This window comes from Streptomyces sp. NPDC059853 (genome assembly GCF_042731495.1).
Classification (GTDB): Bacteria; Actinomycetota; Actinomycetes; order Streptomycetales; family Streptomycetaceae; genus Streptomyces.
This window is the reverse complement of record NZ_JBHWJL010000253.1, coordinates 1-7,801: the sequence shown is the minus strand read 5'-3', so window position 1 is coordinate 7,801 and position 7,801 is coordinate 1. Positions and strand designations below refer to the sequence as shown.

The window sequence follows — 7,801 nt, the reverse complement described above, 5'->3', positions numbered from 1 at the left end:
GTTCACCGCCGTCGCCGCCGGGTGCCGGGACCTGCTCGGGGGGGCCGCTCTGGGACGGCGGCGCGGCCGGCGGGGCGGCCGGCTGCTGCGGCGCGGGCACGGTCTGCTCGCTGCGCGGCTGCTCCTCCTCCGCCGTCTCCTGCGCCTCCTCGGCGCTCTCCTCCGGCGTCGCCGCGTCCTCGCCCGGCTCACCGGCCGGGTCGTCCGCGCCGCCGACACCCGCGCTGGGCTCGGTCTCGCCCGCGGTCTCCTCGCCCTCGTCCTCGGCCTCCTCCGCGTTCTCCAGCGGCTGGCCGGGCAGGTGGTTGCGCGGCGGCTCGCCGGGCTCGGGCAGCCGGGCGATCTGCGAGGACCGCACCGCGCCGCCCAGCACCGCGCCGATGAGCAGCGCCAGACCGATCAGCACGGTGGCCATGATCGCCCCGCGCCGCAGCACCCGGCGGCGCAGCTCGCTCAGCGGGGCGCGCGGGCCCAGGGTGCGCCACGCCTCGCCGGCCAGCCGCGCGTCCAGCGAGTACACCGGGGCGCCCGCGATGATCAGCGGGCTCCAGGCGGCGAGCAGGATGAGGTCGGGGGTGTCGTAGACGGGGCCGCTGCGCCAGGCCACCGTGACCAGCAGCGCCAGCGACAGCGCGGCGCCGATGGCGGCGGCGCACCGCTGCCACAGGCCGAAGATGGTCAGCACACCGACCACGATCTGGGTGAAGGCGACGGTGAGCCCGGCGGCCACCGGGTGGTTCAGCGCCCAGCTGTGCAGCGGGGCCGCCACCGCCCACGGCTCCAGCGAGGAGAGCCAGGTGACCATCGAGCCGCGCTCGCCGCCGTCGAAGTACACCGGGTCGGTGATCTTGCCCATGCCGGCCGAGATGGCGAGGAAGCCGAGCAGGAAGCGCAGCGGCAGCAGCACCACGCCCAGGTCGAGCCGGCGGTCGGGCTTGAACGCCTGCCGGGCGTCGGACGCGCGCCCGACCGTGTCCGGCCGGCCGTCGTGCTGCCCGTCCCGGCCGCCGTCGTCCGCGGCGCCCGCGCCGAAGGCGGGCGGCTCCTTGACCGGCGGCAGCAGCTGGGTCTCGTCGGCGCCGCGGCGCGGCACCGGAACCGCGCCGAGGACCGCCGGGTCGAGCCGGGGCAGCACCTGGGTGGCCGGCCCGTCCGGCGCGGACGCGAGCGGGCGGGGGCGCTCCCGTACGGCGGTGGCGGTCGCGGTCGCCAGCAGCGAACTCATGCCCGCCGCACCGGCGGCGCCCGCTCCGGACAGCACGACGGGGCGACGCCTGCCGGGGGGCGCCGAGGTGGGTAGCTCCACCCGGAAGCTCGCGTGGTTCACGATCACTTGAGCGGGATCGCACGGCACCTTCACCGTGGAGAGCACCGACGGCTCGTCCTCGAAGAAACCGCGCGGCGTCCCCCCAGCGGGTGGGCGGTGTGTTCTGGTGTCCACACTCATCTAACCGAGTGACAGAGGTTTAAGACACTGCCTTGACCCGAGGAATGTGTCCGCGACCCGTCAAGTACCCGTCAAGTGACGGGTGATGGGCGCCGCCGCGCGCCTCACCGCCGCGCGCGGGCCGCCTCGTACAGCACGATGCCCGCCGCCACACCGGCGTTCAGCGACTCCGCCTCACCCGGCATCGGGATCCGCACCCGCACATCGCACACCTCGCTGACCAGGCGCGACATGCCCTTGCCCTCGCTGCCGATGACGATCACCACCGGGCCGTCCAGCACATCGAGATCGCCGAGTTCGGCCTCGCCGTCGGCGGCGAGACCGACGACCTGGAGCCCGGCCTTCTGGTACGCCTGAAGTGCCCGGGTCAGGTTGGTGGCGCGGGCCACCGGCGTACGCGCCGCCGTACCGGCCGACGTCTTCCACGCCCCGGCGCTCATCCCGGCCGCGCGCCGCTCGGGCACCACCACGCCGTGCCCGCCGAACGCCGTCACCGACCGCACCACCGCACCCAGGTTGCGCGGGTCGGTCACCCCGTCCAGCGCCACGATCAGCGGCGTCTCGTGCGCGTCGTACGCGCCGGCCGGCAGGTCGTCCGGGTGCGCGTACTCGTAGCTCGGCACCTGGAGCACGACGCCCTGGTGGTTGAGCCCGTTCGTCATCCGGTCCAGTTCGGCGCGCGGCGCCTCCATCAGATGGATGCCGCCGCGCTCCATCGCCACCTTCACGGCGTCGGTGACCCGGTCGTCGCTGTCGATGAACTGCTGCACGTACAGCGTGGTCGCGGGCACGCCCTCACGCAGCGCCTCCAGCACCGGGTTGCGGCCCACCACCATCTCGGAGGCGGGACGGCGCCTGGCCTGCTGCGGCTTGTTGCCCTGCTTGCGGGCCTTGAGCGCGGCGGCCCGCTGCTTCGCGTGCCCCTTGCGCATCTCGGCGGGCGGCGTGGGGCCCTTGCCCTTCAGCGCGCGGCGGCGCTGGCCGCCGCTGCCGACCTGGGCGCCCTTCTTGTTGGACGTGCGGCGGTTGGGATTGCCTGCCATGGGTTACGTTCCTCGATGCTTGCGTTGTGGGGCGGTCGGTGGGCCGGGCGCGCTCAGCCCAGCTCCCACCGGGGCCCGTCGGGGGTGTCCTCGATGACCAGCCCGGCGGCGGTCAGCTCGTCACGGATGGCGTCCGCCGTGCCGTAGTCCTTGCGTGCGCGGGCCGCCGTACGCTGCGCGAGCACCAGCCGCACCAGCGCGTCGACGGTGCCCGTCAGCTCCTCGCCCCGGTCGCCGCCCCCGTGCCAGCCGGCGTCCAGCGGATCCATGCCCAGCACTCCCAGCATCGCACGGACCTGCCCGGCCAGCGAAGCGACCGACTCCTTGTCGCCCTCGGCCAGCGCCGCGTTGCCCTGCCGCACCGTGGTGTGCACGGCGGCCATGGCCTGCGGGACGCCCAGGTCCTCGTCCATCGCGGTGGCGAAGTCCTCGGGCACGGCGGCGGCCGGGGCGATGTCCCCGACCCGCTCGGCGGCCCGGTGCAGGAAGCCCTCGATACGCGAGAAGGCGGCGTCCGCCTCCGCCAGCGCGGCCTCGCTGTACTCGATGGTGGAGCGGTAGTGCGGGGTGCCCAGGTAGTAGCGCAGCACGATGGGCCGCCAGCGGGTGATCATGTCGGCCACCAGCACCGAGTTCCCGAGCGACTTGCTCATCTTCTCGCCGCTCATGGTCACCCACGCGTTGTGCACCCAGTACGCGGCGAAGGCGTCGCCGTACGCCCGGGACTGGGCGATCTCGTTCTCGTGGTGCGGGAAGACCAGGTCGATGCCGCCGCCGTGGATGTCGAAGGCCGAGCCGAGGTACTTGTGCACCATGGCCGAGCACTCCAGGTGCCAGCCGGGCCGGCCCCGGCCCCACGGGGTGTCCCAGCTGGGCTCGCCCGGCTTGGCGGCCTTCCACATGGCGAAGTCGCGCGGGTCGCGCTTGCCCGTCTCCCCCTCGCCCGAGGGCTGGAGCAGCTGGTCCAGGTCCTGGTTGGAGAGCCCGAGGTAGCCGGGGAAGCTGCGCACGTCGAAGTAGACGTTGCCGTCCGCCGCGTAGGCGTGGCCCTTGCCGATCAGCACCCGCATCATCTCGACCATCTCCGGGATGTGGCCGGTGGCGCGCGGCTCGTAGGTGGGCGGCAGGCAGCCGAGCGCGTCGTAGGCGTCGTTGAACGCCCGCTCGTTGGCGTAGCCGATCGCCCACCAGGGAACGCCGGACTCGGCGCTCTTGGCGATGATCTTGTCGTCGATGTCCGTCACATTGCGGATGAAGGTGACGTCGTAGCCCCGGTAGCCGAACCAGCGGCGCATGATGTCGAAGTTGAGGCCGGAGCGGATGTGGCCGATGTGCGGTGCGGCCTGCACGGTGGCGCCACACAGGTAGATCGAGACGCACCCGGGGACGAGCGGGGTGAAATCACGGATCTGCCGGGCGTCGGTGTCGTACAGGCGAAGAGTCACGCGTCCAGAGTAGTAGGCGCGCGGCTCGCCCCGCGCCGGTCGGCGCGGGGCGAGCGGCGATCGTTACGCGTGCGGCGGCCGGGCGGCCCGGCTCACACCCGGCCGACGACCTTGCGGGCGCTGATCCGCACCACCACCCGCTCGGCGTCCTCGCCGGCGGAGGGGTTGAACTCGGCGTACGGCTTGCCCGTGTACTTCACGGACAGCTGGTCGATCAGCTCCTGGCCGCCCTCGGTGGTGAGGGTGGCGGTGCCGCGGATCTCGGCGTACGTGTAGGGGTTGTCGAACGGCTGGACCTGCACCGTGACCCGGGGGTCGCGGCGCAGGTTCTTCTCCTTCTGCCGGCCGACGGTGGTGGAGATGAGCACGTCGTCACCGTCCCGGGCGACCCAGACCGGGGACAGCTGGGGGCTGCCGTCGGGCTGGATGGTGGCGATGGTGACGAAGACCGGGCCGTCGAGCATGTCCTTGAGCTTGTCGGGGAGTTCCGCTGCCACGTTGGCTCCTTTGCCTGGTACGGGAGTTGGTTGACCGATACGGACGGGAAGAACGCCACGCGGCGTCCACCGTAGTCCCGGTCCGGCCCGGTGGGGCGGATCAGCGGGCGAAAAGCAGCGCCGTGGCGATCGCGGCCAGGCCCTCGCCGCGTCCGGTGAGGCCGAGCCCGTCGGTGGTGGTGCCGGAGACGGAGACCGGGGCGCCGACCGCCTCGGACAGCGCCCGCTGGGCCTCGTCCCGGCGGGTGCCGATCTTGGGGCGCACGCCGATGACCTGGACGGCCACATTGCCGATGGTGAAGCCCTCGGCGCGGACGATGCGGGCCGCCTCGCCCAGCAGCCGCACCCCGGAGGCGCCGGCCCACTCGGGGCGGCCGGTGCCGAAGTGGGCGCCGAGGTCGCCGACACCGGCGGCGGAGAACAGCGCGTCGCAGGCGGCGTGCGCGGCGACGTCACCGTCGGAGTCACCGGCGAGCCCGGCACCGGCGCCGGGCCAGTGGAGTCCGGCGCACCACAGGGGGCGGCCCTCCTCGAAGGGGTGCACATCGGTGCCGATGCCGGTCCTGGGGAGGCCGGGGAAGGTGTCGGTGTCAGTAGCCATCGGTGATCCTTCTGCGGGCGAGCACGGCCTCGGCGAGGACGAGGTCGAGCGGGCGGGTGACCTTGAACGCCTCCTCGTGGCCCGGCACCAGCACCACGGGCAGCCCGAGGCGTTCGACCATCCCGGCGTCGTCGGTCGCGCCTCCCTCGCCGCCGAGCCCGGCCAGCCGCCGATGGGCGTCCAGCAGGACGTCGGGGGCGAAGCCCTGCGGGGTCTGGACGGCGCGCAGCAGCGCGCGGTCGGGGGTGCCGGTGACGGGCACCGGCTCCCCTCCCCGGGAGGTACCCCCGGGCCCGGGGGCGGCGATCTGCTTGACGGTGTCGGTGAGGGGCAGGGCCGGGACGACGGCGGGGGCGCCGTCGCGGACGGCGCGGGCCACCGCCTCGGTGGTGTCGACCGGGACGAGGGGGCGGGCGGCGTCGTGGACCAGCACCACGTCGGCGTCGGCGGGCAGGGCGGCCAGGCCCAGCCGTACCGATTCCTGGCGGGTGGTGCCGCCGGGGACGACGTGGAGGGCGACGGGGCGCGGGAGCGGGTGCTCGTCGAGCAGGGCGCGTACGCCCTCGGCGCCATCGGGCGGGGCCACCACGATCACCGTGGCGACGGAGCGGGCGGCGGCCATGGCGCGGACCGCGTGGACGAGGATCGGTACCCCGTTCAGCAGCCGCAGGGCCTTGGGGATCCCGGGGCCGAGCCGCACTCCGCGGCCCGCGGCGGGGATGATGACGGCGGTGTGGGGGGCGGCGGGGGCGGGGGCGATGTCTGACATTGGCACCGTGAGAGGTTTGTTTCCAGGGCGGGAGTGGGTATGGCCACAGCGTGCCGGGCTTCACCCGATCGGACCCTTCCGTGACACCGGTCGAGCCAACCGCCGCCCGGCACACCGCTTGGGGAACGAGAACGTACGGGTGCCGTACATGCCGCAGCGCCCGTTCGGCACGTGCTGTGCCTTCGGGCGCTGGGGCAAGCCGGCCCTGGTGCTCGGTTCTCCGGAGACCGCGATGGGGTGCGGTGTCCGGGGGTGGTGGTCCGAGAGTTCAGGGGGTACGGACCGGGGTGACGGTCAGGACGCGAGGACCTCGTCGAGGAGGCTTTCGGCCTTGTCCTCGTTGGTGCTCTCGGCGAGTGCCAGTTCGCTGACGAGAATCTGCCGTGCCTTGGCCAGCATGCGCTTCTCACCTGCGGAGAGGCCGCGCTCGCGCTCACGGCGCCACAGGTCGCGGACGACCTCGGCGACCTTGATGACGTCACCGGAGGCGAGCTTCTCCAGATTTGCCTTGTAGCGGCGGGACCAGTTGGTGGGCTCCTCGGCGTACGGCGCGCGCAGCACCTCGAAGACCCGGTCCAGACCTTCCTGCCCCACGACATCGCGCACACCGACGAGTTCGGCATTGTCGGCAGGTACGCGTACTTCGAGGTCGCCCTGGGCGACCTTCAGAACCAAGTAGAGCTTGTCTTCGCCTTTAATCTGGCGAGTTTCGATAGCCTCGATCAACGCGGCCCCGTGATGGGGATAGACCACGGTGTCGCCAACCTTGAACGTCATGTGACAGGTACCCCTTCCGTGGCTTTCCAGGGTAACACGGCCCGGCACCCTTCTGAATGACGTTTTCGCAGGTCAGACCATATCTCGGGGGTTGACAAGCGCGCCACCGGCATGCTGCGGGAGGTGCGCTGGGGCGGGTATCCGCAGGTGGGAGCGGTGTTTCGCGCCCCTTGAACAATGCCGTCCGATACGGAAAGAACTTCGCGAAGGGCGGGAAAGCTGTCCGTTTTGTCACAGTTGGAAGAATGCGTTCGGGCACAGTCTCGTACCTCGAAGAATTGATCAGCACATTCTCCCGTAACACTCCCGTGATCCCCCTTCACATTCATACCTGGATCATGACCGGATTCACTCCGGCGGCCGGTCGCGGCCGGTGGGCGGGGCGGGTGAGGGCCGCGCGGGGGCGGTCGGTAGGCTTGGGGCGCTGATTTCGATCATCCGGACCGGACGACCTGGCCGGTCCGCCGAAGCTCGTCCGAGGAGATGCCGCCGCCGTGAGCAGCAGCCTTCGACGCGGCGCCGTCGCCGCCGTCTTCGCGTTTTCGACCGCCGTGGCGCTCAGCGCCTGTGGGGCCGGTTTCAAAGCCGAGACCCAGCAGATCAAGCCCGACAACGCGTCCGCGCACGTCGACGACATCAAGGTCCAGAACGTCAACGTGATCCTCCCCGACGGCCCCGACGGACCGGCCGGCGTGAGCGCGCGGGTGTTCAACGAGGGCACGCAGCCGCAGGTGCTGGAGTCCATCACCCTGCCCGGCTCCGACGTGGTGGTCGAGCTGACCCCCGCCGAGGGCGAGACCGAGGTCGTGGTGCCTGCCCGCGGCTGGGTGGCGCTGGGCGGCGAGGGCAACGCCTCCGCCTTCATCGCCGATCCGGCGGCCGCGCAGATCGCCCTCGGCAACGCGCAGGAGATCGTGTTCCTGCTCAGCGACACCGGCGCGATCGAGCTGGCCGCCACCGTGGTGCCCGCCGAGGACAACTGGGCCCACTACGCGGACTGGGGCCCGACCCCGCCCGCCCTCCCGGCCGACGAGGAGGCCGACGCGGAGGCGGACGGCGACGCGGACCCGCAGGACGGCGAGGGCGCGACCGAGGGCGACGACGGCTCCGCCTCGGACGAGGGGACCGGCGGCGAGGGCGCCGCCGACGGCGACAGCGTCGAGAACGACGAGAACACCACCGGGGTCACCAGCCCGTAACCCGGGGGGTCACCCCCATACGG

At 72.7% G+C, this 7,801-nt stretch carries 8 protein-coding genes; 1 reads left to right on the top strand and 7 read right to left on the bottom strand.

The features are described 5' to 3' along the window. The 7 genes from ACFV5N_RS21715 to ACFV5N_RS21685 form a co-directional block, all read right to left on the bottom strand. The coding region (locus ACFV5N_RS21715; protein WP_385602339.1) for a DoxX family membrane protein at positions 1-1,447 on the bottom strand (1,447 nt) is incomplete at its 3' end. Between the two features lie 104 nt (positions 1,448-1,551). Beyond that, entirely contained in the window at positions 1,552-2,490 is a 939-nt protein-coding gene (rlmB, locus tag ACFV5N_RS21710) for a 23S rRNA (guanosine(2251)-2'-O)-methyltransferase RlmB (protein WP_385602335.1), read from the bottom strand. A 53-nt stretch (positions 2,491-2,543) separates the two neighbouring features. Next, the gene (cysS, locus tag ACFV5N_RS21705) at positions 2,544-3,935 is read right to left on the bottom strand and encodes a cysteine--tRNA ligase (protein WP_385602332.1); all 1,392 of its coding nucleotides are present in this window, start codon (positions 3,933-3,935) and stop codon (positions 2,544-2,546) included. Between the two features lie 92 nt (positions 3,936-4,027). Next, the gene (locus tag ACFV5N_RS21700; RefSeq protein WP_385602329.1) at positions 4,028-4,432 is read right to left on the bottom strand and encodes a PPOX class F420-dependent oxidoreductase; all 405 of its coding nucleotides are present in this window, start codon (positions 4,430-4,432) and stop codon (positions 4,028-4,030) included. A 100-nt stretch (positions 4,433-4,532) separates the two neighbouring features. After that, positions 4,533-5,033, bottom strand: a complete 501-nt coding sequence (gene ispF / locus ACFV5N_RS21695) for a 2-C-methyl-D-erythritol 2,4-cyclodiphosphate synthase (RefSeq protein WP_385602326.1) — start codon at positions 5,031-5,033, stop codon at positions 4,533-4,535. Then, the gene (gene ispD / locus ACFV5N_RS21690; RefSeq protein ID WP_385602323.1) at positions 5,023-5,802 is read right to left on the bottom strand and encodes a 2-C-methyl-D-erythritol 4-phosphate cytidylyltransferase; all 780 of its coding nucleotides are present in this window, start codon (positions 5,800-5,802) and stop codon (positions 5,023-5,025) included. The genes ispF and ispD overlap by 11 nt, the downstream gene beginning before the upstream one ends. Positions 5,803-6,096: 294 nt before the next feature. Then, entirely contained in the window at positions 6,097-6,579 is a 483-nt protein-coding gene (locus ACFV5N_RS21685; protein ID WP_026047088.1) for a CarD family transcriptional regulator, read from the bottom strand. A gap of 494 nt (positions 6,580-7,073) precedes the next feature. On the opposite strand from ACFV5N_RS21685, the gene ACFV5N_RS21680 reads away from it, so the two are divergent. After that, the gene (locus ACFV5N_RS21680) at positions 7,074-7,778 is read left to right on the top strand and encodes a DUF461 domain-containing protein (protein ID WP_385602320.1); all 705 of its coding nucleotides are present in this window, start codon (positions 7,074-7,076) and stop codon (positions 7,776-7,778) included. Positions 7,779-7,801 lie beyond the last annotated feature (23 nt).

Coding starts and splice junctions, on each gene's coding strand:
- rlmB (WP_385602335.1), bottom strand. CDS start 2,490: ATGGCAGGCAATCCCAACCGCCGCACGTCCAACAAGAAGGGCGCCCAG.
- ispF (WP_385602326.1), bottom strand. CDS start 5,033: ATGGCTACTGACACCGACACCTTCCCCGGCCTCCCCAGGACCGGCATC.
- ispD (WP_385602323.1), bottom strand. CDS start 5,802: ATGTCAGACATCGCCCCCGCCCCCGCCGCCCCCCACACCGCCGTCATC.
- ACFV5N_RS21685 (WP_026047088.1), bottom strand. CDS start 6,579: ATGACGTTCAAGGTTGGCGACACCGTGGTCTATCCCCATCACGGGGCC.